The organism is Micromonospora sp. NPDC048909 (assembly GCF_040649635.1).
Lineage (GTDB): Bacteria > Actinomycetota > Actinomycetes > Mycobacteriales > Micromonosporaceae > Micromonospora.
This window is the reverse complement of sequence record NZ_JBEZFU010000021.1, coordinates 20,315-44,330: the sequence shown is the minus strand read 5'-3', so window position 1 is coordinate 44,330 and position 24,016 is coordinate 20,315. Positions and strand designations below refer to the sequence as shown.

The 24,016-nt window shown below is 73.1% G+C and carries 23 protein-coding genes and 2 tRNA genes; 12 read left to right on the top strand and 13 right to left on the bottom strand.

What is annotated here, in order from left to right:
• Window positions 1-3 precede the first annotated feature (3 nt).
• The 5 genes from AB0C04_RS31400 to AB0C04_RS31380 all read right to left on the bottom strand — a co-directional run bounded on the left by AB0C04_RS31400 (window position 4) and on the right by AB0C04_RS31380 (window position 5,224).
• Complete coding sequence (locus tag AB0C04_RS31400) at window positions 4-1,296, bottom strand: sugar ABC transporter substrate-binding protein (protein WP_350874748.1); 1,293 nt, start codon at window positions 1,294-1,296, stop codon at window positions 4-6.
• A gap of 36 nt (window positions 1,297-1,332) precedes the next feature.
• Window positions 1,333-2,172, bottom strand: a complete 840-nt coding sequence (locus tag AB0C04_RS31395; protein ID WP_350874746.1) for a carbohydrate ABC transporter permease — start codon at window positions 2,170-2,172, stop codon at window positions 1,333-1,335.
• Between the two features lies 1 nt (window position 2,173).
• Window positions 2,174-3,109, bottom strand: a complete 936-nt coding sequence (locus tag AB0C04_RS31390) for a sugar ABC transporter permease (RefSeq protein ID WP_357061856.1) — start codon at window positions 3,107-3,109, stop codon at window positions 2,174-2,176.
• Window positions 3,106-4,185: a LacI family DNA-binding transcriptional regulator gene (locus tag AB0C04_RS31385; RefSeq protein WP_357061854.1), complete on the bottom strand. Its 1,080-nt coding sequence runs from the start codon at window positions 4,183-4,185 to the stop codon at window positions 3,106-3,108. The genes AB0C04_RS31390 and AB0C04_RS31385 overlap by 4 nt, the downstream gene beginning before the upstream one ends.
• A gap of 154 nt (window positions 4,186-4,339) precedes the next feature.
• A complete protein-coding gene (locus AB0C04_RS31380) occupies window positions 4,340-5,224 on the bottom strand; it encodes an NAD(P)-binding domain-containing protein (RefSeq protein ID WP_357061852.1) in 885 nt (294 codons plus the stop codon).
• A 52-nt stretch (window positions 5,225-5,276) separates the two neighbouring features.
• Here AB0C04_RS31380 and AB0C04_RS31375 point away from each other — a divergent pair, with 52 nt between their 5' ends.
• Window positions 5,277-5,627: a helix-turn-helix domain-containing protein gene (locus AB0C04_RS31375; protein WP_357061849.1), complete on the top strand. Its 351-nt coding sequence runs from the start codon at window positions 5,277-5,279 to the stop codon at window positions 5,625-5,627.
• A 158-nt stretch (window positions 5,628-5,785) separates the two neighbouring features.
• Here AB0C04_RS31375 and AB0C04_RS31370 read toward each other — a convergent pair whose 3' ends face one another.
• Window positions 5,786-7,399 (bottom strand): carboxylesterase family protein, encoded by a 1,614-nt coding sequence (locus AB0C04_RS31370; RefSeq protein ID WP_357061846.1) that lies wholly within the window; start codon window positions 7,397-7,399, stop codon window positions 5,786-5,788.
• Window positions 7,400-7,548: 149 nt separating this feature from the next.
• On the opposite strand from AB0C04_RS31370, the gene AB0C04_RS31365 reads away from it, so the two are divergent.
• On the top strand, window positions 7,549-8,502 hold the full coding sequence (locus AB0C04_RS31365; protein ID WP_357061844.1) for a TetR/AcrR family transcriptional regulator C-terminal domain-containing protein: 954 nt from the start codon (window positions 7,549-7,551) through the stop codon (window positions 8,500-8,502).
• A gap of 99 nt (window positions 8,503-8,601) precedes the next feature.
• Here the strand turns inward: AB0C04_RS31365 and AB0C04_RS31360 are convergent, their stop codons facing one another.
• From AB0C04_RS31360 to AB0C04_RS31350, 3 genes are all read right to left on the bottom strand, one after another.
• Window positions 8,602-9,285: a hypothetical protein gene (locus AB0C04_RS31360; protein WP_357061842.1), complete on the bottom strand. Its 684-nt coding sequence runs from the start codon at window positions 9,283-9,285 to the stop codon at window positions 8,602-8,604.
• Window positions 9,286-9,437: 152 nt separating this feature from the next.
• Window positions 9,438-10,622, bottom strand: a complete 1,185-nt coding sequence (locus AB0C04_RS31355; protein ID WP_357061839.1) for a snapalysin family zinc-dependent metalloprotease — start codon at window positions 10,620-10,622, stop codon at window positions 9,438-9,440.
• A gap of 110 nt (window positions 10,623-10,732) precedes the next feature.
• Window positions 10,733-11,716 carry a DUF5937 family protein gene (locus AB0C04_RS31350; protein ID WP_357061836.1) on the bottom strand — a complete coding sequence of 328 codons (984 nt, stop codon included), beginning with the start codon at window positions 11,714-11,716 and terminating at the stop codon, window positions 10,733-10,735.
• A gap of 72 nt (window positions 11,717-11,788) precedes the next feature.
• Here AB0C04_RS31350 and AB0C04_RS31345 point away from each other — a divergent pair, with 72 nt between their 5' ends.
• From AB0C04_RS31345 to AB0C04_RS31315, 7 genes are all read left to right on the top strand, one after another.
• On the top strand, window positions 11,789-13,066 hold the full coding sequence (locus AB0C04_RS31345) for an MFS transporter (protein ID WP_357061834.1): 1,278 nt from the start codon (window positions 11,789-11,791) through the stop codon (window positions 13,064-13,066).
• Between the two features lie 124 nt (window positions 13,067-13,190).
• Window positions 13,191-13,772: a hypothetical protein gene (locus AB0C04_RS31340; protein WP_357061831.1), complete on the top strand. Its 582-nt coding sequence runs from the start codon at window positions 13,191-13,193 to the stop codon at window positions 13,770-13,772.
• 98 nt (window positions 13,773-13,870) lie between these two features.
• A complete protein-coding gene (locus AB0C04_RS31335; RefSeq protein WP_357061828.1) occupies window positions 13,871-14,551 on the top strand; it encodes a response regulator transcription factor in 681 nt (226 codons plus the stop codon).
• A gap of 10 nt (window positions 14,552-14,561) precedes the next feature.
• Window positions 14,562-16,136, top strand: a complete 1,575-nt coding sequence (locus AB0C04_RS31330) for a HAMP domain-containing sensor histidine kinase (RefSeq protein ID WP_357061825.1) — start codon at window positions 14,562-14,564, stop codon at window positions 16,134-16,136.
• Complete coding sequence (locus tag AB0C04_RS31325; RefSeq protein WP_357061822.1) at window positions 16,133-17,047, top strand: Gmad2 immunoglobulin-like domain-containing protein; 915 nt, start codon at window positions 16,133-16,135, stop codon at window positions 17,045-17,047. Before AB0C04_RS31330 ends, AB0C04_RS31325 begins: the two co-directional genes overlap by 4 nt.
• Before the next feature lie 254 nt (window positions 17,048-17,301).
• Window positions 17,302-18,792 (top strand): DHA2 family efflux MFS transporter permease subunit, encoded by a 1,491-nt coding sequence (locus AB0C04_RS31320; protein WP_357061820.1) that lies wholly within the window; start codon window positions 17,302-17,304, stop codon window positions 18,790-18,792.
• 147 nt (window positions 18,793-18,939) lie between these two features.
• Window positions 18,940-19,224 (top strand): hypothetical protein, encoded by a 285-nt coding sequence (locus AB0C04_RS31315; protein ID WP_357061818.1) that lies wholly within the window; start codon window positions 18,940-18,942, stop codon window positions 19,222-19,224.
• On the opposite strand, the gene AB0C04_RS31310 is transcribed toward AB0C04_RS31315, so the two are convergent.
• From AB0C04_RS31310 to AB0C04_RS31300, 3 genes are all read right to left on the bottom strand, one after another.
• Window positions 19,205-20,404, bottom strand: a complete 1,200-nt coding sequence (locus AB0C04_RS31310; RefSeq protein ID WP_357061816.1) for an RtcB family protein — start codon at window positions 20,402-20,404, stop codon at window positions 19,205-19,207. The two genes, AB0C04_RS31315 and AB0C04_RS31310, sit on opposite strands and share 20 nt — an antisense overlap.
• A 34-nt stretch (window positions 20,405-20,438) precedes the next feature.
• Window positions 20,439-20,512 (bottom strand) — tRNA-Gly (locus AB0C04_RS31305).
• Between the two features lie 34 nt (window positions 20,513-20,546).
• A tRNA-Glu gene (locus AB0C04_RS31300) sits at window positions 20,547-20,618 on the bottom strand.
• Window positions 20,619-21,015: 397 nt separating this feature from the next.
• Between AB0C04_RS31300 and AB0C04_RS31295 the strand changes: the two genes are divergently transcribed.
• On the top strand, window positions 21,016-21,627 hold the full coding sequence (locus tag AB0C04_RS31295) for a DUF6058 family natural product biosynthesis protein (RefSeq protein ID WP_357061814.1): 612 nt from the start codon (window positions 21,016-21,018) through the stop codon (window positions 21,625-21,627).
• Between the two features lie 46 nt (window positions 21,628-21,673).
• Here AB0C04_RS31295 and AB0C04_RS31290 read toward each other — a convergent pair whose 3' ends face one another.
• The gene (locus AB0C04_RS31290; protein WP_357061812.1) at window positions 21,674-22,099 is read right to left on the bottom strand and encodes a VOC family protein; all 426 of its coding nucleotides are present in this window, start codon (window positions 22,097-22,099) and stop codon (window positions 21,674-21,676) included.
• A 92-nt stretch (window positions 22,100-22,191) separates the two neighbouring features.
• Between AB0C04_RS31290 and AB0C04_RS31285 the strand changes: the two genes are divergently transcribed.
• Both AB0C04_RS31285 and AB0C04_RS31280 read left to right on the top strand, forming a co-directional pair.
• Complete coding sequence (locus tag AB0C04_RS31285) at window positions 22,192-23,160, top strand: YafY family protein (RefSeq protein WP_357061809.1); 969 nt, start codon at window positions 22,192-22,194, stop codon at window positions 23,158-23,160.
• Between the two features lie 30 nt (window positions 23,161-23,190).
• Window positions 23,191-24,012, top strand: coding sequence for an alpha/beta hydrolase family protein (locus tag AB0C04_RS31280; protein WP_357061806.1), 822 nt, complete (start codon window positions 23,191-23,193; stop codon window positions 24,010-24,012).
• Window positions 24,013-24,016: the final 4 nt, after the last annotated feature.

Sequence of the window (24,016 nt, the reverse complement as noted above, 5' to 3'; positions counted from 1 at the left end):
GTTCTACCTCAGAACCTGCTTGCCACCGTCGACCAGCTGCGTGCCGAGCTGGTCGAGGGTGATCTTGTTGGCGAAGTACTGCTGGAGAGCCGGGGTGGCGTACTTGGTCTTCCACTCCGGGTAGCCGTCGGCCTGCTGGAACGGGGCGACGGTCAGGTCCGCGGCGCTGTCCGCGGCGACGTCCCAGCCCTGCTTGCCGTTGGTGAGCTTGACCAGTTCCTCGTTGGCCTGCTTGCCGGTCGGCACCAGCCAGTCACCCTTGGCCAGCGCGGCCATGTTCGTCGGGTTCAGGAAGTACTCGAGGAACTGCGCGGCCTGCTTCTTGTGCTTGGAGTCCTCGGAGACCGACAGCGTCTGCGGGTTCGCCGCCTGCTTGGCGGAGAGCCCCTTGACCGGCGGCAGGGTGACCCACTGGAAGTCGGCCGGCGCCTGCTCGACCATCTGCTGGCGCAGCGACACCGAGCCGGGCAGCATCGCGTACTTGCCGCCGAAGAAGCCGGGCAGGGTGTCCGCGCCGCTCATGCCGAGCGCCTCCGGGGAGGCCGACTTGGCGGTGTAGATCATGTCGTGGATGCGCTTCGGGATTTCCTTCTCCGCGTCACCGATCTTGACCTCGGTGCGACCGCCGTCGGTGTAGAAGAACTTCCCGTCGTAGTTGAGCGCCAGGTTCAGCACCCGGTTGGTCGGCGACTTCAGCGCCCACGCCACGCCGTACTGGCCCGGCTTCGTGAGCTTCTGGGCGTTGGCCTGGAACTCGTCCCAGGTCCAGCCGCCGTCGGCCGGCGGCACCGCGACGCCGGCGGCGTCGAGCAGCTTCTTGTTGGCGATGACGACCTGCGACTCCAGCAGGAACGGCACACCGGTGACCTTGTCGTCGGTGGTGACGGTGTCCCAGACGCCCTGGTCGATCTGGCCCTTCAGGTCGTCGGAGAGCAGCCCGGAGAGATCGGCCAGGTAGCCCTGCTTGCTGAACTCGCCGATCGCGGACGCCTCGTAGTGCACGATGTCCGGCGCGTCGCCGCCCTCGAACGAGGTGAGCAGCTGGTCGTGCACCGAGTTCCAGTCACCCTGGACGTACTCGACCTGGATGTCCGGGTGCTCGGCGTTCCACTTGGCGACCAGGTCCTTGTTGACCTGCAACGACTCCTTCTGCCAGGCGAGGCTGAGGAAGCGCAGCTTCACCGGGCCGGACGCGGCCTCGTCGTCGCCGCTGTCACCGCACGCGGCGAGCGCGCCGAGGCCGACGACCGCGACCGCGGTGGCCGCGGCGAGTCGACGGAATCGGGTAGGGAGCATGGGGGGTTACCTCCTTGGTGGTGGATGGGGGACGGTTCAGCCCTTGACCGCGCCGGCGAGCGACCCGGACGAGAGCCGGCGTTGCATGAACGCGAAGAAGATCAGGCTGGGCAGCGTGGCCAGCAGCGAGCCGGCCGCGAGGGGTCCGAGACGGGCGGTGCCCTCGATGCCGACGAACCGGGCCAGCGCGACCGGCAGGGTGGCCAGTTCGGGGGTCTTGATCAGCACCAGGGCGAAGAAGAACTCGTTCCAGGCCGAGATGAAGGAGAACAACGCCGTCGCGACCAGGCCCGGGGCGAGCAGCGGGAAGACCACCCGGCGCAGGACCTGCACCCGGGTCGCCCCGTCCACCGAGGCGGCCTCCTCCAGCTCGCGGGGGATGTTGCGGACGAAACCCTGCAGCATCCAGAGCGCGAACGGCAGCGCCCAGACCACGTAGATCAGCACCAGTCCGGCGTGCGTGTTGGCCAGGCCGGCCTGCCGCAGCACCAGGAAGATCGGGATGATCAGCAGTACGAACGGGAAGAGCTGGGAGAGCAGCACCCAGCCCAGCGCCGCGGTGCCGAGCTTGGAGCGGAACCGGGCCAGCGCGTACGACGCCGGCATGGCGACCAGCACGGTCAGCACCGCCGAGGCGAGCGAGACCTGAAGGCTGTTCAGCGCGGCCCGCCCCAGCTCCTGCTCGGTGAAGGCCTGGACGAAGTTCTGCACGGTCGGGTTGGTGGGGATCAGCGTCGGGTGCAGCTGCACCAGCTCCCGCGGCGGCTTGAACGCCGTGGAGACCAGCCAGATCAGCGGGAACCCGAGGAAGATCAGGTAGCCGGCGAGCGCCACGTACTGCAGCGCCCGCCCGGTGCGGCTCGGCTTACCAAACATCTCAGTTGGCCTCCCTCAACCGGCGGCGGAGATAGACGGCGAGCAGCGCGACGATGATCACGACCATCACGTTGCCGAGCGCGGCGGCGTAGCCGTAGTTGCCGTAGCGGAACGCCTCCTCGTAGGCGAAGAGCATCGGCAGCATGGTCTTGCCGCCCGGTCCGCCCGCGGTCAGCACATAGACCAGGCCGAACGAGTTGAAGTTCCAGATGAAGTCCAGCGACGTGATCGCCACGATCACCGGGGCCAGCGCGGGCAGCGTGACGTGCCGGAACCGGTGCCAGGTGCTCGCGCCGTCCACCGCGGCCGCCTCGTGCAGCTCCTGGCCGACCCCCTGCAGGCCGGCGAGCAGCACCACGGTGGTCTGCGGCATGCCGGCCCAGACGCCGACGATGATCACGGCGGGCAGCGCGGTGCTGAAGTCGCCGAGCCAGTTGGTGCGCAGGCCGTCGGCACCGATCCGGTGGAAGAACTCGTTGAGCAGGCCGGCGTCCGGGTGGTAGACGAGCTTCCAGAGGATGCCGACCACGACCGGCGGCATCGCCCAGGGCACCACGGCCAGCACCCGCGCCACGCCCCGGAACCGCAGCTGCTGGTTGAGCAGCAGGGCCAGCCCGAGGGCGAGCAGGAACTGGAGCACGGTCACCCCGAACGCCCAGAGCAGCCCGATCTTGAACGAGTTCCAGAACAGGTCGTCACCGAGGAGTTCCCGGTAGTTCGCCAGGCCGGTGAAGCTGACCTCGGCGTTGCGCCCGGCCCGGGCGTCGGTGAAGCCGAGATAGATGCCACGCAGCAGCGGGAAGACCGAGAGCAGCAGGATCGGCAGCAGCGACGGCAGGAGCAACAGGTAGATGGCGGTCCGGTCGGAACGCGACCGGTTCGGGCGACGGGTCTTGCCGGCCGGCTCGACGTCCGGCCGTTCGGCCAGCGTGGTCATGAGATCGCCCCTTCGCTGGACGGTCGGGAGGGCGGTCGCGGGGCCGGCAGCGTCGGGCCGCTGGACGCGCGGACGGCGAGGCTCGGCAGCACCTGCTCGCGCCGCGGCGGCAGGGCCGGCTCGGCGATGCGCTGCAGGAGCAGTTCGGCGGCCCGACGACCTCGCTCGGCCGAACCGAGCGAGACGCTGGAGAGCTGGGGGAACATCATCTGGGCCAGCTCGGTGTCGTCCATGCCGACCAGGGCGACGTCCTCCGGCACCCGGCGACCGGCGGCCAGCAGGGCGTGCAGCGCGCCGACCGCGATCAGGTCGTTGGCGCAGACGAGGGCGTCCGGGTCGGTCCGGGCGAGCAGCCGCTCCGCGGCGGCGCGGCCGGCCGCGTACTGGAAGTCGCCGACCTCGATCAGGTCTTCGTCGAGCCCGATGCCGTGCCGGGCCAGGGCGGCGCGGAAGCCGGCGTCGCGGGCGGCGCCGGGGACGGTGTCGAGCGGGCCGTTGACGAAGCCGATCCGCCGCCGCCCGGTGGCGACGAGGTGGTCCACGGCCAGCGCCACGCCCTGTCGGGAGTCGGTCCGCACGTTGTCGACCGCGGCGTCCGCGCCGAGCTGGCCGACCACCACCACCGGCACCGGGCTGGCCACCAGCGCGGCCAGGTGGTCGTCGGTGACCCGGATCGGCGAGACGATCATGCCGTCCACGTAACGGTTGGCCAGCCGGCGCAGCAGGGCGGTCTCGTTGTCGATCCGCCCGCCGGTGGCGTGCACCAGCAACTGCCGGCCGGAGGAGGCGACCACCGCTTCGATGGCGCGCATCATCTGCACGTAGACCGGGTTGCCGATGTCCTCGACGGCGAGCGCGACGAGGCCGGTGCGCTGCGACTGCAGCGACCGGGCGATCGCGTTCGGCACGTAGCCCACCTCGGCCGCCGCGGCGCGTACCTTGCGGACGGTCTCCGGGCTGCCGCCGACGCCGTTGAGCACCCGTGAGGCGGACGCGATGGAGACACCGGCCCGGGCGGCGACGGTGTGCACCGTCGGTCGGCCGTCCGCCGTCTCCTGTAAACGTTTACGACCCACGCCCTGGCACCTCCACCCGATAGCTGTAAACGTTTCCGGGAGTCTGCGCCGTGGATGGCGGAGAGGTCAAGGGCTCGTTACGAAAACGTTTCCAAGCGGGGCGAGGGCCGGCGATCCGACCCAGGCGGTGGGTCGGATCGCCCTCGACGGCCGGTCAGCGGCGACCAAGGACCTCGGCGATCCGGATGAACCCGTCGCCGCCGTGTCCCAGCCCGATGGTGCGGCGGGCCAGACCCTCGGCCGCCCGCATCACGCTCGCGTCGATGCCGTGTGCCTCGGACGCGTGCACGATGTGGGCCATCGACGAGACCGCGGAGGTGATCGGGTTGTCCTCGCCGGAGAAGCTGCCGCTCTCCACGTCCTCGGCCAGCTCCTCGAAGAGCGGCGGGATGATCGCACCGATGCCCTTGGCGAAAGGCGCCAGCTCCCGGGCGGTGACGCCCTCCGCCCGCGCCACCGCCAGGGCGTGCGCGTAGCCCGCCATCGCCGTCCAGAAGATGTCGAGCAGGGCGATGTCGTACGCCGCCGCCCGGCCGATCTCCTCGCCGAGGTGGGTGTGGACGCCACCCAACGCGTCCAGCACCGGCCGGTGCTGCCGGTAGACCTCGGTCGGACCACTGTGGATGAACACCGCGGCCGGCGTACCGATCGTGGTGGTCGGCGTCATGATCGCGCCGTCCAGGTAGCCGATGCCGTGTGCGGATGCCCAGTCGGCGGTGTCCCGAGCCCGGTCCGGCGTGTCGGCGGTCAGGTTCACCAGCACGCGACCCATCAGCGCACCGGTGACCGCCTCCTGCCGCAGGATCGCGTCGCTGGCGTCGTAGTTCACCACGCAGACGACGGTCAGCCCGCTCGCCGCGACCGCCTCCTCGGCCGATCGGGCGACCACCGCGCCCCGCGCCGCCAGCATCGCACCCCGGCCCGGCGTCCGGTTCCAGACCGTGGTCGGCAGACCGGCGGCCAGGAACGCACCCGCCAGGGACCGGCCCATCGGCCCCAGCCCGAGAACGGTGACAGACTTCTCGATGTCCGAGGACATGTCTCAACTCCTCATCGGTAAACATCAACAAATGCGGATGAACAGGACGAAGATGACGCGCAGTCGTGCCCGGGACCCGAATGTCTGCGGAGTGACCGCCGCGATCGCCGTGATCGACGGCAAGTGGAAGACCGCTCTGCTCTGGCTGCTGGAATCCGGTCCGTGCCGCCCCGGCGAGCTGCGCCGGAAGCTGCCCGGCCTCACCGAGAAGGTGCTGACTCAGGCCCTGCGTGAGATGGAGGCGGACGGTCTGGTGCACCGGGAGGTGCACGACGTGCTGCCCCTGAAGACCGAGTACTCCCTGACCCCGTTCGGCCGTGACCTCTCCGAGGCGCTGGCACCCGTCGCCGACTGGGGCCACCGCCGTCTGGCCAAACTCACCGGGTCGCCCGCGTCCTCCTGAACCACCCGCCACCCCCGCGCTGCCCGGTACCGGCGGCCTCCCGACCGCTCACGACCAGCTTCGCCCCGCCCGCCACGGCCGCCAAGTACCCACAAAAAGGTGGCCGGGCCGCCCGGGCCGTCCGGACAGGGCGGCGGCCAGGGCGGCCGGCCGAGCCCTCAGCCAGTGACCGAGCGCCAGAACGCCACCCGATGGTCGCGGGCGAACTCCGTTCGGCCGATGCCCACGCTCCCGGGAGCGAGCCGCTGCACGTATTCCGACCGGACGTCGACCCGCGGCCAGGACGGCAGCCCGGCCCGGTTGGGGTCACCCCGGTGCACGAACGCGGTCCAGTAGCCGACCATCACGTCGGACAGGCGCTCCTGCGCCGCCGAGAACGGTCGCACGTAGTCGACGGTGAACAGGTAGGGCAGCTCCGCCGTGTGGTACGCCCCGGTCGCGAAGGTCACCGGCGCCGCCTCGGCGAAGAACGGAGCGTCGCGGTCGGCGAACTCGTACATGTAGGTCGGCACGTACCGACTGAACGCCAGCGCGGTGTCCAGGACCGCTTGTGCGTACTGGAAGTCGGTCATGGCCGCGGAGAGCGCCTCGGACGGCGTATCGAAGTCGGCCAGCGGATAGCGGGCGAGGACCTGCCGCGCCTGCGCCCCGAACGCCGCCCTGATCTGTTCCCGGTACTGCCGCGCGGTGAGCCCGCAGGGCCTCGCCTGTTCGGGTGCGCAGAGCATGTCGGTGCGCTCCATGCCCCACACCTGCGCGCGGTACTCGTCACGGGTCGCGCCGACCAGGACCGGTACCCGATGGAACCGTCCCGCGGCGACCGCCTCGGCCGGGTCGACCGGAAGCACCGGCCCACCGGCGACCGGGCCGGCCTCCCACGCGGACTGGCCCGGGTATCCGGCAGCCGCCACCAGCTCCTGCGCCGAGCGGCGACGCAGGCAGGCTGCGACGCCCGCGCCGTCATCCTCGCAGTCGACCGCCGTGACCAGCGCCCGCGTGCCGGCCATCGCGTCTTCGCGGCTTCGCAGCGGCGTGACGCACGAGTTGCTCTGCAGCATCGCGCGGTGGAACAGCCCGACCGAGCCGGGTGCCGCGAGATGGGCGCAGACGCTGGTGGCGCCGGCCGACTGCCCGGCGAGCGTGACGTTGCCCGGGTCGCCACCGAACGCCGCCGCGTTGGCCCGTACCCACCGCAGCGCGGCCTGCTGGTCCTCCAGCCCGAAGTTGCCGGACCCGCCCACGTCGGGCTGGGTCAGGAACCCGAGCGCGCCGAGCCGGTAGTTCACCGTCACCACGACGACGTCGCCGTCGACCGCCATCCTGCGCCCACCCCAGGTGTCGCCCTGCCCGAGGAGGAAATGCCCACCGTGGAGCCACACCAGCACCGGCAGCGACCTCTTGTCGTGCCGTACGGCGGGTGTGGTGACGTTCAGGTACAGGCAGTCTTCGGCCGCGCTCTGCCGGTCCATCGGCAGGCCGGCCGGCTGGGCGCACCCCGGCGCCGGATTGGTGGCGTCGCGTACCCCGGTCCAGGCCGCCGCCGGTCGCGGTGACCGCCACCGCAGCTCACCGATCGGCGCCGCCGCGTACGGGATGCCCAGGAACGAGCGGTGGTCCGCGGCGACCACGCCGCGGGCCTCCCCCTGCGTGGTGCGGACCACCGCCGGCGCACGCTCCGGCTCCGTCGGGCCGGCCACCGCGGTGCCGACGGGGAGCAACGCCGCGGCCACCACGGCCGCGGCGACCCAGGATCGCATTCTCGACATGTCCATCCGGTGCCTCCAGTCTCGTTGTGTACGCGGTACGCGTACCGACCTGAGCATCCGGGCGCCTGTTACAGTCCTCAACCTGGGCACTAGTGCACCCCGTCGAGCCATCCTGGACGGTGTCCTGGCGCACTAGTGCGGTGGAGGTGGGCGCGGTGGCGATCGACGAGGCCGGGCCGGCGTTCGCCCGCATCGCCGCGCAGCTGCGCGGGCGGATCGCCGCCGGCGACCTCAAGCCCGGTGACCGCCTGCCCTCCACGCGACAACTCGTGAGCGAGTGGGGGGTGGCGATGGCCACGGCGAGCAAGGCCCTCGCCGCGCTCCGGCTGGAAGGCCTCACCGAGGTGGTACCCGGCGTCGGCACGGTCGTCGCGGTCGGGCGCGGTCGCCGCACCGGCACCCCGCGCCCCGTGGGTCAGCACGGTCGCCGCGACGCAGACGCCTTCCGGGATCGGATCGTGCGCACCGCCACCGCGATCGGAGACGCCGAAGGGTTGTCCGCCACCACGATGCGCCGCATCGCCACCGATCTCGACGTGGCCACCATGGCGCTCTACCGCCACGTACGGGGCAAGGACCACCTCGTCATGCTGATGGCCGACGCGGTCTTCGCCGAGCATCCACTGCCCGACCGGCCAACCGGCGACTGGCGGGCCAAGCTGGAGTTGCTGTGCCGCACCCAGTGGGCGATGTACCAGCGTCACCCGTGGCTCGCCCACGTGGTGTCCTTCACCAGGCCACTGCTGACACCCCACGCCATCGCGCACACCGAGTGGACGATGCGCGCGATCGCCGACCAGGGCCTCGCGCCCACCACCCTCATCCACGTCGCCGCCACCGTCGCCAACTTCGTCCGCGGCACGGCCGTCAACCTGGAGCGAGAGGCCGAGGCGGTGCAGGACACCGGCATCACCGACGACGAGTGGCTGCACGCCCAGGGCCAGACGCTCGCCGCGACCCTGCGCAGCGGGGCGTTCCCGATCCTGGCCGGCATATCGGCTCGCACCGACGTGGACCTCACCCTCGACACGCTGTTCGAGTTCGGCCTGCAGCGCATGCTCGACGGCATCGAGCCGCTCTGCCGAACGCGTTCAGGGGTCGAGAGCTGACGGGTGCGGGCACCCGCGCCAGTCAGGGGTGAGCTCCGCCGGTGGTGACTCCCAGCCGCGTCCGACAAGCAGCCACCGGGGGCGATGCGCCCCCTGGCGTCAGGAGCGGCGTTCGCGCTCCTGGGCGAGCCGCTCGTCCAGCCGGCCCAACTCGTAGATCGCGTTGAGGTTGGTCGGCAGCCGGGTCACATTGTCGGCGCTCAGCTCGGGATCGCCCGGCGGCACGGGGCCACCGGCCACGACCGGGGACGCGGCGGCCGGCACCGGCTGACGCCGGCGGACGAGCAGGATCAGCGGCACCGCGATCGCGCCGACCGCGATCACCAGCACCGCCAGCCGCATCAGGTCGTCGTCGCCGGCCGCGGGCGCGGCGAGCTGGCCCGGGCTGACCGGAGCGCCGTCCCGCGCGCCGGGTTGCGGCGCCATCGGAACGCCGACCAGTGAGTCTTCGGCGTCGCCCTGGGAGCCGACCCGGGCCGGCATGCGGGACGTCGGATCGGACGACCCGCTGGGCAGTGGCGCGGCGCCCGGCGATCCCGGCGGCCCCGACGGGCCGGGCGGACCGGAGGGACCGGGTGGGCCGGAGGGACCGGGCGGCCCGGTTGGCGCCACGCTCGGGGTCGCGCTCGGCGTGCCGTCACCCCCGCCGAGCAGGCCGTCGACGAGCTGCCCCAGACCGCCGAGCAGGCCGCCGACCGGGCCGGTGGACGCCGGCGGCGACGTGGACGGGGAGGGCGCGGGAGCCAACGCGAGGGTCAGGGCGAGCGCGGCGACGGCAGACATGGGCCACCTCAGAAGGGGTCGATATGTGAGGCACCGTACCGCACGGTGAGTGGCTGCGGGATGACCCCCGGCGCGACGACGCGACGACGGGCGACGGCGGAGCGGAGGGTGCCGCCGCAGCCCTCCGCTCCGGGTGCCGGGTGGCCGTCCGGTCAGGACGGCAGGCCACCCACCTGCGTGTTGATCCAGGACCGGATCGACGACAGGTCGCCGTAGATGGACGGGCCGGTCGCGCAGGTCGAGTTGTTGTTGCCGGCTCGGCTGGTCGCGCCGATCAGGTTCCACACTCCGTTGATCCGCCGCACCTGGGGGCCGCCGGAGTCGCCGTAGCAGGCGCCCGAGTTGCCGTTCGTGTTGTTGGTGCAGATCTCGTACGGGCCGTTGATGCCCGAGCAGCGACTGTCCGACACGATCGAGGTGTCCAGTTCGTTGGCGACCGCGGGCGCGGATCCGCAGCCTCGGGGAGCGCAGGTCTGGCCCCAACCGATGATCCGGGTCGCCGTGCCGACCGCACCCGAGGTGCTCGGGATCGGCGCCGGCGCGTAGCTCACCGAGCTGGCCAGTTGCAGCAGCTTGACGTCGATGCTGGGGTGGTTGACCCCCCGCGTCACCCGGACCACCGTGCCGCCGCTGGTGCGGTTGGTGCTGCCCACCCGGACCGAGGAGGGGGTCGGGCAGTGCTTGGCGGTGACCGCCCAGTTGGCCTTGATCAGCGACCCGGTGCAGCCGGAGACGTACACCATGAAGGGGTAGTTCTCGGTGGCCGGTCGGCCGCCGACGACGAGCGGCGCGACGTCCGCGTCGTCCTGCCAGGTGTAGGTCCGGGTGTCGGCGGGAGCGGCCAGCGTGCCGGCGAAGAGCGAGTTCACCCGGGTCGCCTCGGCGGAGCTGGGGTAGGCGTTGGTGCAGGAGACCGGCGCGCTGCTGCCGGACATCAGGTCCGAGCAGAGGCCGGTGCGCCGGTCCGGCAGGCCGAGGATGTGCCCGAACTCGTGGGTGGCGATGCGGGTGCGGTGGTAGCCCTGGTTGACGGCGGTGCGGCCCATCCAGATCCGACCCGAGCCGAGCCCGGTCACCTGCGCCCGGGGCCAGCCGTCGTCGACGTAGATGGTGATGCTGGCCGGGGTGCCGGGCAGCAGCCGCACGGTGCTGACCCGGCTGTTCCAGATCTGCGCGGCCTGGTCGAAGTTGGTGCGGAACTCCCCGGTCCGGCTGGCGTCGTAGTAGAGGGTCCGCACGGCGGAGGCCGCCGTGCCGGTGGCGACCTGCATCCCGGTCGCCGCCAGGACCGCCACCAGTACGGCGATCGCCGTACGTAACAGTTGTCGTCGGATCATCACGCACTCCCCTGGTTCCCGGACGGCCGTGCCGCCGTCCATTGACATGCGTGAATGTTAATCGGCCGCTGTCGATATGCGACATAGCGGATACGTCATACCGCGTGTCGTCAGCGGGTGGCAGCGCCGGTCGCGGCGAGCAACGCCTCCGCGGCTGTAGTCCGGGCGTAGAGCACGAAGCGACCGGCCCGATGGGCGCCGACCAGCCCGGCGTCACGCAGCGCGCCGAGATGCGCGGATACGGTGCCCGGGGTCAGCCGGCAGCGCTCGGCCAACTCCGTGGTCGAGGTCGGCACCGCCAGCTCGTGCAGCAGTGCGGCCCGGGTCTTCCCCAGCACCCGGGCCAGCCCGCGGCCTGGCGGAAGCGGGTCCCGTTCCCAGAGCGTGGCCACCGCGCGGGCCGGGTAGCGCAGCACCGGCTGGCCCGGCGAGCCGAAGTTCGACCAGACCCGCGGGCCGCAGAAGACTGAGGGGACGAGCAGCAGCCCTCGCCCGTCCAGCCGCACCGCACCGGAGAGGACCAGGTGCTCCACGTGCAGGGTGTCGCCATCCAGCCGGACGTACGGGTCGAGGTGGTTCAGCAGGCCCTGCACCCCGTCGGTGGCCATTCGTCGCGCCCCGAGCAGCACCTCCCGCTCCAGCAGCGTCCGCATCCTCGGCCAGTACGGCCCGATGGCGGCATCGGCGTACGCCCGGACGACCTCCGCCAGTCGACGCAGGCCCGCCGTCGGGTCGGCGTACAGCTCGGCCAACCGGGGCGACCGTGGCCCGGGCACGCGGTCCAGCTCGGCCTGGACCACCTCGGCCGGCGTGGCGGCGAGGGTGGCCAGCTCGACGTCTAGCGTGGGCTGTGAGGTGGACGGGGGTGGGCACACGAACCCCGGAATGATGCCGGTGGGCATCGACACCAGGTCGGTGAGGAGCCGCCAGTCCACCGTGGCCAGGCGCGGCCGGGCCCGCTCGACCCAGGGCAGATGCTCCGGGAACCACTGGGACCGCGTGATGATCCGGACGCTGCCGACCACCTCCCACAGCGGCGACACCGCGAACCGGGTCGTCGCCAGATCCCGCGCGTCCAGCCCGACCAGCATCATCGGCACCTCCGTTGGATTCGACGAGCGCCAAATCTATCGCCGCCGGCAGGCCGGGCCGGCACGGTGGGCGGCATGACGACCGCCTCCACGGCGACGGCTGCCGGCCACCGTCCGGCCGGCCGCTGGCCGCGCCCCTTTCGGCTGCTCTACACGGCGACGGTCGTGCACGACGTCGGCTTCCACGTCAGTCACCTGGCCGTGCCGGTGCTCGCCGTCTCCGTGCTCTCCGCCAGCCCCGGCCAGGTGGGGTTGCTCGGCGCGCTGAGCACCGCCGCGTTCCTGCTGATCGGCCTACCGGCCGGGGTCTGGATCGATCGCTGGCCCCGCCGTACCGTGCTGGTCGGCGCGGACCTGCTGCGCGCGGCACTGGTCGCCTCGGTGCCGGTGGCCTGGTGGGCCGGTTGGTTGACCATTCACCAGCTCTATGTCGTGGTGCTGCTGACCGGTGTCGGCGCCGTCTTCGCCGACGTGGCGGCGCAGAGCGTCCTACCTGAGCTGGTCGGCCGGGGCCGGCTGGTCGCGGCGAACTCGCTGCTGATGACCACGAGCGGCACGCTGCAGATCGCCGGACGCGGGCTCGGCGGTCTGGTGGTGCAGGCACTCACCGCGCCGGTCGCGATCGTGGTGGACGCGGTCGGATTCGCGGTCGCCGCGGCCGTCCTCCGCCGGATCCCGGCGCCGCCGCGAACGACGCCGACCCGGCGGCACGGCGGATTCGGTCGGCAACTCGGCGCCGGCGTCCGGCACGTACTCGGCAACCCGCTGCTGCGCCCGCTCGCCGTCTCGACCGCGAGCATCAACCTGACCATGCAGCTGACCACCACGATGCTGCCCGTCGTCTTCCTCCGCGACCTGGGCCTCGGTCCGGCCACGCTGGGGCTGTTCCTCGCCGCCGGCGGGGTCGGCGCGCTGCTCGGGGCGGTGAGCGCCCGACCGATCGCGCGGCGGATCGGCTACGGCCGCGCCCTCTGGCTGCCCGGACTGCTCGTCGCGCCGCTCGGCCTGCTCGTCGCACTGGTCGACACCGGCCCGATGCTGTGGCTGGCCGGCGTCGGTTGGCTCGTGCTGGCCTGGCGGACCGGCATCGGCAACGTCGTCGGGGTGAGCCTGCGGCAGAGCGTTACCCCCGACGCGCTGCTCGGGCGGATGAACGCCACCTTCCGGTTCCTGCTCACCGGGGCGCTCACCGTGGGCGCCGCGGTCGCCGGGATACTGGCCCAGTACGTCGACGTGCGCACCTCGCTCCTGGTCGGCGCGGTCGCCAACGGGCTCACCTGGCTGCCGGTCCTCTGCTCACCGCTGCGGGCACTGCACTGCCCGCCGGCGACGACGACACCGGACGCCGGCTGACCGGACGCGTTGTTACCCGGGTGTTACGGCACGGCGAAGCTGCTGCCGCGCAGGGTCTCCACCGTGGATCCGACGACGCCGGCGACGAGGCCGGACACCGCAACGGGATCGAGGGGAAACGACGATGAGGATCAGGAGCGCACTGACGGCACTGGCCGTCCTGGTCGCCGGCCTGGTGGCCGGCGCGGGCACCGGCACGGCGGCCACCACCAGCCGGGCGGCGGCCACCGGGGCGCCGTACTGCGGGATCACCTGGGGCAGCGGGGAGAAGGCGGCCGGCACGCTGAGCAGCGCCCCGCTGACCGACGTACGTACCGGCCGGCACGAGTGCTATGACCGGGTGGTGTTCGAGTTCGCCGGGCCGGTGAACGGCTACACCGTCGGCTACGGGGAGACGTGGACCGAGGGCGAGGGGCTGGCACTGTCGCCGTACACCGCCGGTGACGCGCTGCTGCGGGTCTCCCTCCAGGCCCCGGCGTACGACGACGCGCACGTGGGCACCGTGCCGTACCGGGTCGGCGAGCACGCGGCCAACGTGCTGCGCTACCAGACCCTGCGGGACGTGGTCTTCGGCGGCAGCTTCGAGGGCTACAGCACCTTCGCCGTCGGTGTGCGGGCGCGGCTGCCGTTCCGGGTCTTCGTCCTGGCCGGCCCGGGTACGCACAGCCGGATCGTGCTGGACGTGGCGCACCAGTGGCAGGAGTGAACCACCGCGCGGACGAGGGTCCGGCACCGGCCGGGCCCTCGTCACCGTCCGTTGCGCCAGGGCTGCCCGGCGTCGCCCGGGGCTACGCTGGTGGCGTCATGGACGGCCGCGTGCTGCTGGTCGAGGACGATGCCTCCATCAGGGAGGTCACCGCCCTCGGACTGCGCCGGGCCGGTTTCCGGGTCGACACCGCGGTCGACGGCCGCGCGGCGCTCGCCGCCTGGCGGGCGCAGCCGGTGGACCTGATCGTGCTGGACGTGATGCTGCCCGGCCTCGACGGCCTGGAGGTCTGCCGCGAGGTGCGGCGCAGCAGCCCGGTACCGATCCTCATGCTCACCGCCCGCACCGACATCATCGACGTGGTCGTCGGCCTCGAGTGCGGCGCCGACGACTACCTGCGCAAGCCCTTCGACCTGCCGGAGCTGATCGCCCGGGTCCGGGCGGTGCTGCGCCGGGCCACCGCGCCGGCCGAGCGCAACACGCTCACCGTCGGCGACCTGGAGATCGATCCGGCCAGCTTCGTGGTTCGCAAGGACGGTCGGGAGCTGCCGTTGACCGCCACCGAGTTCCGGCTGCTGCTGGAGCTGGCCCGCCGCCCCGGCCAGGTCTTCACCCGCGAGATCCTGCTCGACCGGGTGTGGAACCACAGCTATCTCGGCGACTCCCGGCTGGTCGACGTGGCCGTGCAGCGGCTGCGCGCGAAGGTCGAGGAGGACCCGGCTCACCCCCGGCTCATCCGGACCGTACGCGGAGCCGGCTACAAGCTGACGACGCCGTGAGTGTGACGCGATGGCCGCGGACCGCGTACCCCCTGGCCGGCTCCGGCGCCGGCTGACCATCGCGTTCCTGCTCGTCGCCGGGGTCTCCGCCGGGCTGCTCGCCGGCGGGTCGTACCTGCTGCTGCGGCAGACCCGGCTGGACGCCTCGGTCCAGCAGGCCGCGGCCGACGCTCGCTACCAGCTCGTGCTGGCCGCCCAGTTCCAGCCGCTGACCGAGCAGCGCCGCGCCGACCTGCTGCGCAGCTTCGAGGCGAGCGGCCGGCACGTCCTGCTGGCCGACGGCGACGACGTGCGGGCCGCCAACCCCGCGTTCGCGCCGGCGCTCGGCGCGCCGCTGCGGGCCACCGTCGCCGCCGGCGAGCTGGGCTACGAGCGCTCCGTGCCGTCGGCCCGGCCGCGCCTGCTGGTGGTCGGCGGCCGGATACCCGGGTCGAGCAGCGAGCTCTACGTGGTCACCGCCGAGGAGGAACTGCTCGCCGACCTCGACCAGCTGCGCACGGCGCTGCTCGCCGGCTGGGCCCTGGTCGTGCTCACCGCGGCCGGCGTCGGGCACACCCTGGCCCGGCGGACCCTGGAGCCGGTCGGGCGGGCGAGCCGCGCCGCACAGGCGGTCGCCGAGGGGCTGCTCGCCACCCGGCTGCCGGTCCGTGGCCGCGACGAGTTCAGTGTCTGGGCCGCGTCGTTCAACGGCATGGCCGAGGCGCTGGAGGCGAAGATCCACGCGCTGTCCCGAGCCCAGGCCCGGGAGCGGCGGTTCACCGCCGACGTCGCCCACGAGCTGCGTACCCCGGTGACCGCCCTGGTGGCGGCGGCCTCGCTGCTGCGCGACCACCTCGACCAGCTCCCCGGCGACGCCCGCCGCGCGGCGGAGCTGCTCGTCGCCGACGTCGTCCGGCTGCGCCGGCTGGTCGAGGACCTGATGGAGATCTCCCGGCTGGACGCCGGGCAGGAGCCGCTCGCGGTCCAGCCGGTCGACCCGCTCGCCCTGCTGCACGCCCTGGTCGGGGCGCACGGCTGGCGCGACCGGGTGGTCGTGGCCGGCGAACCGGCCCCGCTGCGCACCGACCCGCGACGGCTGGAGCGGGTGCTGGCCAACCTGGTCGGCAACGCGGTCGAACACGGCGGCGGCGAGGTCCGGGCCGGCGTCGAGCGGGACGGACCGAGCGTCGTCTTCGACGTCGCCGACCGCGGACCTGGTATCCCCGCCGCACACCTGCCCCGGCTCTTCGACCGCTTCTACAAGGTCGACCCGGCCCGCTCCGGCCGGGGCAGCGGGCTCGGCCTCGCCATAGCGCAGGAGAACACCCGGCTCCTCGGCGGCCGGCTGACCGTCCGCAGCGAGCCGGGACTCGGCACGCTCTTCCGACTCGCGCTGCCCGCCGCCGGCCCGGACGCGCCCGACCTGCCCGCCGGCACGCAGCCCGCCTGGCCGGACGCCTCCGACCCGCCCGCCGGGACGCAGCCCGCCGGCCCGTCCGCGACAGGGAACGAGTCCCGGGGCGGCACCGTGGCGCCGCAACGGTCCGCGGCCGGCCGGGAACGGCCCGGCGACACCGGCCCGGACCTGCGGGAGGAGGCCCGATGAGACGACCACTCGCCAGCCTGCTGCTGATCTGCGCGCTGCTGCCCGCCGGTTGCGCGCCCCCGCGCTCCGGATCGCTGGGCACGGCTCCCACGGGGGCACCGCCTTCGTCCGCCCCGGCCACGCCGACCCCGACCGCCGACGAGGCCACGTCGCCGCCCGCCCCGGCCACGTCCGGCGCTCCCCCGGCACCACCGGCCCCGCCGCCGGTCGGTGGCGACCCCGCTCCCGCCGGCACGATCACCGTCGAGCTCTGGTTCGTCCGCGACGGGCGGTTGGCACCCACCCGACGGACCCGGCCGAGCACCCCGGCCACCTCGCGGCTGGCGCTCGCCGAGCTGGCCGCCGGGCCGACCGGCGCCGAGGCGGCCATCGGGCTGAGCACCCTGCTGTCCGCCGGCGCCGACCCGGTCGGGGTGGCCGGCGGGGTCGCCACCGTCCGGCTGCCGTCCGCCACCGGTGACCCGGCGACCCGGCGGCTACGCCAGGCGCAGGTGGTGTGGACGCTCACCCAGTTCCCCACCGTGCGGCGGGTGCGCTTCGACCCACCGGCCGAACCCGCCGACGGCCCGGTCGACCGCACCGACTACGCCGATCTGCTGCCACCGATCGTGGTGACCGGCCCGACCATCGGCCAGCGGATCGGCAGCCCGCTGACCGTCGCCGGAACGGCCGACGTGTTCGAGGCCACGGTGAGCGTCCGGCTCCTCGACGCGGACGGTCGGGAGATCGCCACCACCTTCACCACCGCCACCTGCGGCACCGGCTGCCGAGGTGACTACCGGGTGGCGCTCGCGTGGCGGGTCGCCCGAGAGCAGCGCGGCACCGTCGAGGTCTACGAGGTCTCCGCGCAGGACGGCTCCCGGGTGAACGCGGTCAGGGTGCCGGTGACGCTCGTCCCCACCGGCCGCTGAGCCGTCGGCGGGTGACCCGGTTGGACACCTTGCGGCACGGATATCCCAAGCCGCTGCGCGGACCGGATGCGGCCCGCTAGCGTCGGATCCGAAGTCGTTTCGCGGGTACGGCGCCAACGGGGTGGGCAGCCGCGGGCCCGGCCCGGCCCGCCGACGGGACCTCGCTGACCGGGGTCGTCCGTGCTTCCGCTCCGCCCCGCCTGACCGTCCCCGACGCACAGAGCCGGCACCGAGTCCGCACGGAAGGCTTCACCATGCCCGGAGCAACCTCGACCTCCCCCGGCGCCTCCGACGCCGAGGCAACGGCCGGGGGGCACCCGCGGCGCTGGGTCGCGCTGGCGGTCATCGCGATCGCCCAGCTGATGGTGGTGCTGGACGCCACCATCGTGAACATCGCGCTGCCCCACGCCCAGGCCGACCTGAGCATCAGCGACGCCGACCGGCAGTGGGTGGTCACCGCGTACACGCTGACCTTCGGCGGTCTGCTGCTGCTCGGCGGGCGGATCGCCGACTACTGGGGCCGCAAGCGGGCCTTCCTGGTCGGCATGGTCGGCTTCGCGGTCGCCTCCGCCATCGGCGGCGTCGCCAACACCGGCGAGATGCTCTTCGCCGCCCGAGCGTTGCAGGGCGCGTTCGGCGCGCTGCTCGCCCCGGCCTCGCTGGCGCTGCTCACCGTGCTCTTCACCGAGACCCGGGAACGGGCGAAGGCGTTCGCCGTGTACGGCGCGATCGCCGGCGGCGGCTCGGCGGTCGGCCTGCTCCTCGGTGGCGTGCTCACCGAGTACGCCTCCTGGCGCTGGTGCCTGCTGGTGAACATCCTGATCGCCGCGGTGGCGCTGGCCGCCGCGATCCCGCTGGTACCGGAGAGCCGGGCGCACGGGAACACCCGGTACGACGTACCCGGCGCGGTCGTCGTCACCGCCGGCCTGGTCAGCCTGGTCTACGGCTTCACCAGGGCCGCCGAGGACGGGTGGAGCGCCACCAGCACGCTCGCGTTCATAGCGGTCGGCCTGGCCCTGCTGGCCGCGTTCGTGGTGATCGAGCTGCGCTCCGGGCATCCCCTGTTGCCGATGCGGATCCTGCTGGACCGCAACCGCGGCGGGGCATACCTCACCTCCACGCTGATCGGTGCCGGCCTCTTCGGCGCGTTCCTCTTCCTGACCATCTACTTCCAGGTGGTGCTCCGGTACACCCCGCTGGAGGCCGGGCTGGCCTCGCTGCCGGTGACCGCAGGCGTGCTGATCGCCGCGGGCGGCGCGAGCCAGCTGCTGCCCCGGATCGGGGCGAAGCCGCTGATGCTGTCCGGCGCGGTCCTCGCCGTCGTGGGCATGGCGGTGCTCACCCAGGTCGAGGCGGACACCTCGTTCGTCACCCACCTGCTGCCCGCCCAGTTCATCCTCGGCCTGGGCCTCGGCTTCACCTTCGTGCCGTTGTCCAGCCTCGCGCTGTACGGGGTGCCTGAGCACGACGCGGGTGCGGCCAGCGCCACGCTCAATGCCACCCAGCAGGTCGGCGGCTCGCTCGGCACCGCACTGCTCAACACCATCTACACCAGCGCGGTGGCCGGGTATCTCACGAACCGGGTGCCGGACCAGACCAACCAGGTCAAGGCGTTGGTTCACGGCTACTCGACGGCGTTCGTCTGGGCCGCCGGGCTGATCCTGCTCGCCGGTCTGGCCACCCTGGTGCTGGTCCGGGTACGCCGCGAGGACGTACCCACCGGCGGCGCGGTGCACATGGGCTGAACCCCGCGGCCTCTCGACGGTCACCCCCGCGGGCTGGTGGCCGCCGGGGACGCGTCTCAGACCGAGTGTTGCGGCACCGGGACGATGCGGAAGTCGACGCTGCCCTGGTCGATCGTCGCGTGCACCGGCGAGCCGGCCATCTCCGTCATGATCCCGGACGCGCTGCGCCGCCCGTCGGCCGCGGTCTCCCAGGCAGCCCAACGCGGTGGGGCGGACGACCAAGTCGTCGACGTCGACGTCGCCGGGCTGGGCAACCGCGTAGCCGATCGCGTCGGCCACCGCGGCGGCCGGGATCGCCAGGCTGTCGGAGGCGGCCCGCACGGCGGCTCGCACCTGCGGGTCACCGCCGTGTTCGAGGAGTTCCGACCGGGTGTAGCCGGGGCACGGGTGGCGGCCGCAGCCGCCACCCGGCTCAACCCTTCACGCAGATGACCTGCTTGAGGTGTGCGACCACCTCGACCAGGTCCTCCTGCTGGGCCATCACCTCGGTGATGTCCTTATACGCGCCGGGGATCTCGTCCACCACCCCGGCGTCCTTGCGGCACTCCACGCCCGCCGTCTGCGCCGCCAGATCCTCGGTGCTGTAGGTCCGCTTCGCCTGCGCGCGGGACATCCGCCGACCCGCCCCGTGCGAGGCGGAGCAGTACGCGTCCGGGTTGCCCTTGCCGCGCACGATGTACGACCCGGTGCCCATCGAGCCCGGGATGATGCCCAGGTCTCCCTTGCCGGCCCGGATCGCGCCCTTGCGGGTGACCAGCACCTCCACCCCGCCGTAGCTCTCCTCCGCGACGTAGTTGTGGTGGCACGAGATCGGCTCGCCGTAGCCGACCTGCGGGAAGCGCTCGCGGACCACCTCGCAGAGCACGGCGAGCATCATCGCCCGGTTACGCCGCGCGTACTCCTGCGCCCACCACAGGTCCCGGCGGTACGCGGCCATCTCCGGCGTGCCGGCGAGGAACACCGCCAGGTCCCGGTCGGGCAGGTCGGCGTTGTGCGGCAGCCGTCGGGCCACCGCCATGTGCCGCTCGGCCAGTTCCTTGCCGATGTTGCGGGAGCCGGAGTGCAGCATCAGCCACACCCGTCCCTCGTCGGCCCCGCCCTGCTCCAGGCAGACCTCGATGAAGTGGTTGCCGCCGCCGAGGGTGCCCAGCTGCCGCTGCGCCCGGACCTCCAGCTGGGCCACGCCACGGTCCAGGTCGGCGAAGCGCCGCCAGAAGTCGTCCCAGCCGCGCTGCTCCAGGCCGCGTACCCGGCGCGGGTCGACGGGCCGCTCGCGCTGGGCGAACCCGACCGGGATGGCCGCCTCGATCGCGGAGCGCAGCCCGGCGAGGTCGTCGGGCAGGTCGGCGGCGGTGAGCGAGGTCCGCACGGCGGACATCCCGCAGCCGATGTCGACGCCGACCGCCGCCGGCGACACCGCCTGCCGCATCGCGATGACCGAGCCGACCGTGGCCCCCTTGCCGAAGTGCACGTCCGGCATCACCGCGACACCCTCCACCCAGGGCAGCGTGCCGATGTTGCGCAGCTGCCGGGCGGCCTGCGGCTCGATGCCGTACGGGTCGGTCCAGACCCGGACCGGCGCCCGGGTGCCGACCAGCGGGGTGTAGCCCATCGTCGTCTCCTCATGTCGTGCGTGGCGGTGTCGGAGCGGCTGGCCGGATTCGAACCGGCGATCTCCACCCTGGCAAGGTGACGCGCTGCCTGGCTGCGCTACAACCGCGATGCGGTACGACGCCCTTGTGGCGTGGTACGCGTAGGCCGTACGGGATTCGAACCCGTGACCTCCCGGGTGAGAACCGGGTGAGCTTCCGCTGCTCCAACGGCCCGTGCCCGGGCGGGGGACCCCCCGCCCCGCCCGGATCCGGGGTCACGGACGAAGAAGCCGCCCGGACCCCGGTGGGGTGGGCGGCTGCGCGTGCGCGCTGGCGCTAGTCGCGCCGCCTCCCCCGACGCCGGCCCGAACCGGACCGGCGCCCACCCAGGGCTGGTTCGCCGGTGAAGGCCGACGCACCGCCGCACGGCACAGGCCGCGTGGTTCGGGTATTGGTGCGCTGCGACACGACGTACTCCCTGGGTCTGATCAGTTGACCTTGCACGGATGACGGTATGCGGGCCGACGGACCGCGGCAATCGATATTCACCGCGGCAACGTTTCGGCCGGGACCGCACGGTCCGGCGGCTAGCGTGCCCGGGTGGCGATGCTGGTCCGACGGGGAGGCGATGATGGATCTGAAGCGGCAGGTGGCCGACCGGTTCCGCGAGGTCAACGGGGAGCATCCGATGACCATTGCGGACGACGCGTACGTCAGCCGGCAGTTCGTGGTGCTCGACGACCTCTGCGCGGCCCGCGGCCGCGACCCCCGGCAGGTACGCCGGCTGATGCTGGAGCGCCGGTTGCCGCTTCCGGGCTATCTCCGCTCGGACGGCGCGCAGATGGTGCCCGCCGACCTGTTCGCCCTGGCCGACCAGGTCGGCGGTCCGGAGCGGCTGGCCGACTGGTTCGTTGCGCACTGGGCGGATCCGGCCGTCGGCGCGGCGGAGTGGGACGCCTACCTCAACGGCCAGTACGTGTGTCTGCACTCGGTCACGCCGGGCACGATCGTCCGGAAGACCGAGCTGGTGGCCGCGATCTCGGCCGCCGCCGCCGAGCTGGACGCCAACCCGGTGCGCGACGAAGACACCGACGACCGCCTGGCCGGGCTCCACGCGCTGGTCGACGAACTGGACGCCCTGGAGCCCGCGTTCACCGGATACGACCGGCTCCGGTTCGGCGGCCCGACCTCGCGGGACCGCTGCATCGACGCGGTCCGGGTACGCCACCCGCGCCGGCGCTGAGCGTGGCGCGCCGGGTCGGCGGCTCGGGCCGCCGACCCGGCCGGGCTCACCGCCCGGGGCGCGCGGCGAGCATCTCGAGGTAGTGCGGGTTGCGCATGACGCCGAGGATGTTGCCGAACGGGTCCACCACCGAGGCGGTGACGAAATCTCCCTCGCCGCGCGGGGTGGGCGGCTGGTGCTCGCGGGCCCCGGCCTTGAGCAGGGTCGCCACCGTGTCGTCGAGGTCGTCGACGTGCCAGTAGGCGATCGCGCCGCCGGGGGCGGCCGACGGCCCGCCGGGGGCGTAGCGGCTGTCGATCAGGCCCAGCTCGTGCTGGTAGTCGCCGAGCCGGAACTCGTAGTACGCCGGCCGGCCCGCGCCGTCGCGTACCTCGTAGTACGGCTCGACGCCGAACAGGTCCGCGTACCAGTTCTTCGCGGCGGTCAGGTCGTCGGCCCAGAAGCTGACAGTGGCCAGTCCTCGCAACTGCATGGGAGTTCCTCTCGTCGGTCGATTCCGCTGACCTCGACGCTACGGGGGCTTGCGGAACGTGTAGTTCCTCAATTGCTGGCAGACTCGCCGACATGCTGGAGACCTCGGTTCGGCTGCTGCGCCTGCTGGCCCTGTTGCAGGACGGGCGGGACCGCTCCGGCCCGGATCTCGCCGCCCGCCTCGACGTGACCACCCGGACCGTCCGCAACGACATCGAGCGCCTGCGGGTCCTCGGTTACCGGATCGACTCGCAGCCGGGCACCGGCGGTGGCTACCGGCTCGGGGCCGGCTCGGAGTTGCCGCCGCTGCTGCTCGACGACGACGAGGCGGTCGCCGTCGTGGTCGGGCTGCGCGCCGCGGCTGCCGGCACCGTCTCCGGCATCGAGGAGACCTCGCTGCGGGCACTGGCCAAGCTGGAACGATCACTGCCGTCCCGGCTGCGGCACCGGGTGGACGCCCTGCGGGCGGCGACGGTCTCCGCCGCCGGCGGCGGGCCGACCGTCGACGCGGCCACGTTGACCGCCGTCGCGACGGCCATCCACCGCCGCGAGCGGCTGCGCTTCGACTACGTCGGGCACGACGGCGCGAGCAGCGTGCGCACCGTGGAGCCGCACCGGCTCGTCTACACCGGACGACGCTGGTACCTGCTCGGTTGGGACCCGGACCGCGCCGACTGGCGTACCTTCCGGGCCGACCGGCTCCGGCCGCGGATCCCGACCGGCCCGCGCTTCGCGCCCCGGGAGCCGCCGGGCGGGGACGCGATCGCGCACGTGCTACGCGGCGTCGGCTCGGCGGCCTGGCCGCACCCCGCGCGGGTACGCCTGCACGCGTCCGCCGCCGTGATGGCGCAGCGGTTGCCGGCCACGGCGGGGGTGCTGGAGGCAATCGACGAGCGGAGCTGCCTGCTGCAGACCGGCGGGGAGTCGCTGGCCAACCTGGCCGCCTTCCTGGGCACCCTCGACGTGCCGTTCGAGGTGCTAGACCCGCCGGAGCTGCGGGAGCTGCTGCGCCAACTGGCCGGCCGCTACGCCGCGGCGGCCGACGCCGGCCCGTCGCGCTGACCGCCGCCGCGGCGACTACCGTTGACGGTCGTGGCCCTGATGCGCGTCGACTTCTACTCCGAGGTGCTGACCCTCAGCACGTCGATGACCGTGATCCTGCCGCAGCGCACGTCGTCCCAGATCGGACTCTCCGGCGGGGCGACCGGCGGCGACCCGCCGGTGCTCTACCTGCTGCACGGGCTGACCGACGACGACACCATCTGGCTGCGTCGCACCGCCATCGAACGGTACGTGGCGCCGCTCGGGCTCGCTGTGGTGATGCCCCGGGTCGCCCGCAGCTTCTACACCGACGAGGCGCACGGCAACCGCTACTGGAGCTTCCTCAGCACCGAACTCCCGCAGCTGTGCCGGTCGTTCTTCCGCCTCTCCGACCGCCGCGAGGACACCTTCGTCGCCGGCCTCTCGATGGGCGGCTACGGCGCGATGAAGTGGGCGCTGCGCGAGCCGGCCCGGTTCGCCGCCGCGGCCAGCCTCTCCGGGGCGCTGGACGTGGCCCACCGGCATCGGCACCCGACCAACCCGATCGATCCGGCGGTCTGGCACACCGTCTTCGGCGACCGGCCGGTCGCCGGCAGCGACGACGACACCGTCGCCCTGCTCGACCGGGTGGCCGACGCCGACCGGCCGGCGCTCTACGTCGCCTGCGGCACCGAGGACTTCCTGTACGAGGACAACCTGCGCTTCGTCGACGCGGCGCGGGGGCGGGGCGTGCCGCTCACCGTCGACTTCTCCCCCGGCAGTCACGACTGGGCGTACTGGGACGCGAAGATCCAGGACGTGCTCGCCTGGCTGCCGCTGCGGGCCGCTCCGGACGCCGCCACCGCCACCCGGAGCAGCGGCGCGTTGGACTGAGCCG

What these genes read in the sequence shown, in the direction of transcription:
- AB0C04_RS31400 (WP_350874748.1), bottom strand. Translation starts at nt 1,296, where the DNA reads ATGCTCCCTACCCGATTCCGTCGACTCGCCGCGGCCACCGCGGTCGCG.
- AB0C04_RS31395 (WP_350874746.1), bottom strand. Translation starts at nt 2,172, where the DNA reads ATGTTTGGTAAGCCGAGCCGCACCGGGCGGGCGCTGCAGTACGTGGCG.
- AB0C04_RS31390 (WP_357061856.1), bottom strand. Translation starts at nt 3,109, where the DNA reads ATGACCACGCTGGCCGAACGGCCGGACGTCGAGCCGGCCGGCAAGACC.
- AB0C04_RS31380 (WP_357061852.1), bottom strand. Translation starts at nt 5,224, where the DNA reads ATGTCCTCGGACATCGAGAAGTCTGTCACCGTTCTCGGGCTGGGGCCG.
- AB0C04_RS31375 (WP_357061849.1), top strand. Translation starts at nt 5,277, where the DNA reads ATGACGCGCAGTCGTGCCCGGGACCCGAATGTCTGCGGAGTGACCGCC.
- AB0C04_RS31370 (WP_357061846.1), bottom strand. Translation starts at nt 7,399, where the DNA reads ATGGACATGTCGAGAATGCGATCCTGGGTCGCCGCGGCCGTGGTGGCC.
- AB0C04_RS31360 (WP_357061842.1), bottom strand. Translation starts at nt 9,285, where the DNA reads ATGTCTGCCGTCGCCGCGCTCGCCCTGACCCTCGCGTTGGCTCCCGCG.
- AB0C04_RS31355 (WP_357061839.1), bottom strand. Translation starts at nt 10,622, where the DNA reads ATGATCCGACGACAACTGTTACGTACGGCGATCGCCGTACTGGTGGCG.
- AB0C04_RS31350 (WP_357061836.1), bottom strand. Translation starts at nt 11,716, where the DNA reads ATGATGCTGGTCGGGCTGGACGCGCGGGATCTGGCGACGACCCGGTTC.
- AB0C04_RS31345 (WP_357061834.1), top strand. Translation starts at nt 11,789, where the DNA reads ATGACGACCGCCTCCACGGCGACGGCTGCCGGCCACCGTCCGGCCGGC.
- AB0C04_RS31340 (WP_357061831.1), top strand. Translation starts at nt 13,191, where the DNA reads ATGAGGATCAGGAGCGCACTGACGGCACTGGCCGTCCTGGTCGCCGGC.
- AB0C04_RS31335 (WP_357061828.1), top strand. Translation starts at nt 13,871, where the DNA reads ATGGACGGCCGCGTGCTGCTGGTCGAGGACGATGCCTCCATCAGGGAG.
- AB0C04_RS31330 (WP_357061825.1), top strand. Translation starts at nt 14,562, where the DNA reads ATGGCCGCGGACCGCGTACCCCCTGGCCGGCTCCGGCGCCGGCTGACC.
- AB0C04_RS31325 (WP_357061822.1), top strand. Translation starts at nt 16,133, where the DNA reads ATGAGACGACCACTCGCCAGCCTGCTGCTGATCTGCGCGCTGCTGCCC.
- AB0C04_RS31320 (WP_357061820.1), top strand. Translation starts at nt 17,302, where the DNA reads ATGCCCGGAGCAACCTCGACCTCCCCCGGCGCCTCCGACGCCGAGGCA.
- AB0C04_RS31315 (WP_357061818.1), top strand. Translation starts at nt 18,940, where the DNA reads ATGATCCCGGACGCGCTGCGCCGCCCGTCGGCCGCGGTCTCCCAGGCA.
- AB0C04_RS31310 (WP_357061816.1), bottom strand. Translation starts at nt 20,404, where the DNA reads ATGGGCTACACCCCGCTGGTCGGCACCCGGGCGCCGGTCCGGGTCTGG.
- AB0C04_RS31295 (WP_357061814.1), top strand. Translation starts at nt 21,016, where the DNA reads ATGGATCTGAAGCGGCAGGTGGCCGACCGGTTCCGCGAGGTCAACGGG.
- AB0C04_RS31290 (WP_357061812.1), bottom strand. Translation starts at nt 22,099, where the DNA reads ATGCAGTTGCGAGGACTGGCCACTGTCAGCTTCTGGGCCGACGACCTG.
- AB0C04_RS31285 (WP_357061809.1), top strand. Translation starts at nt 22,192, where the DNA reads ATGCTGGAGACCTCGGTTCGGCTGCTGCGCCTGCTGGCCCTGTTGCAG.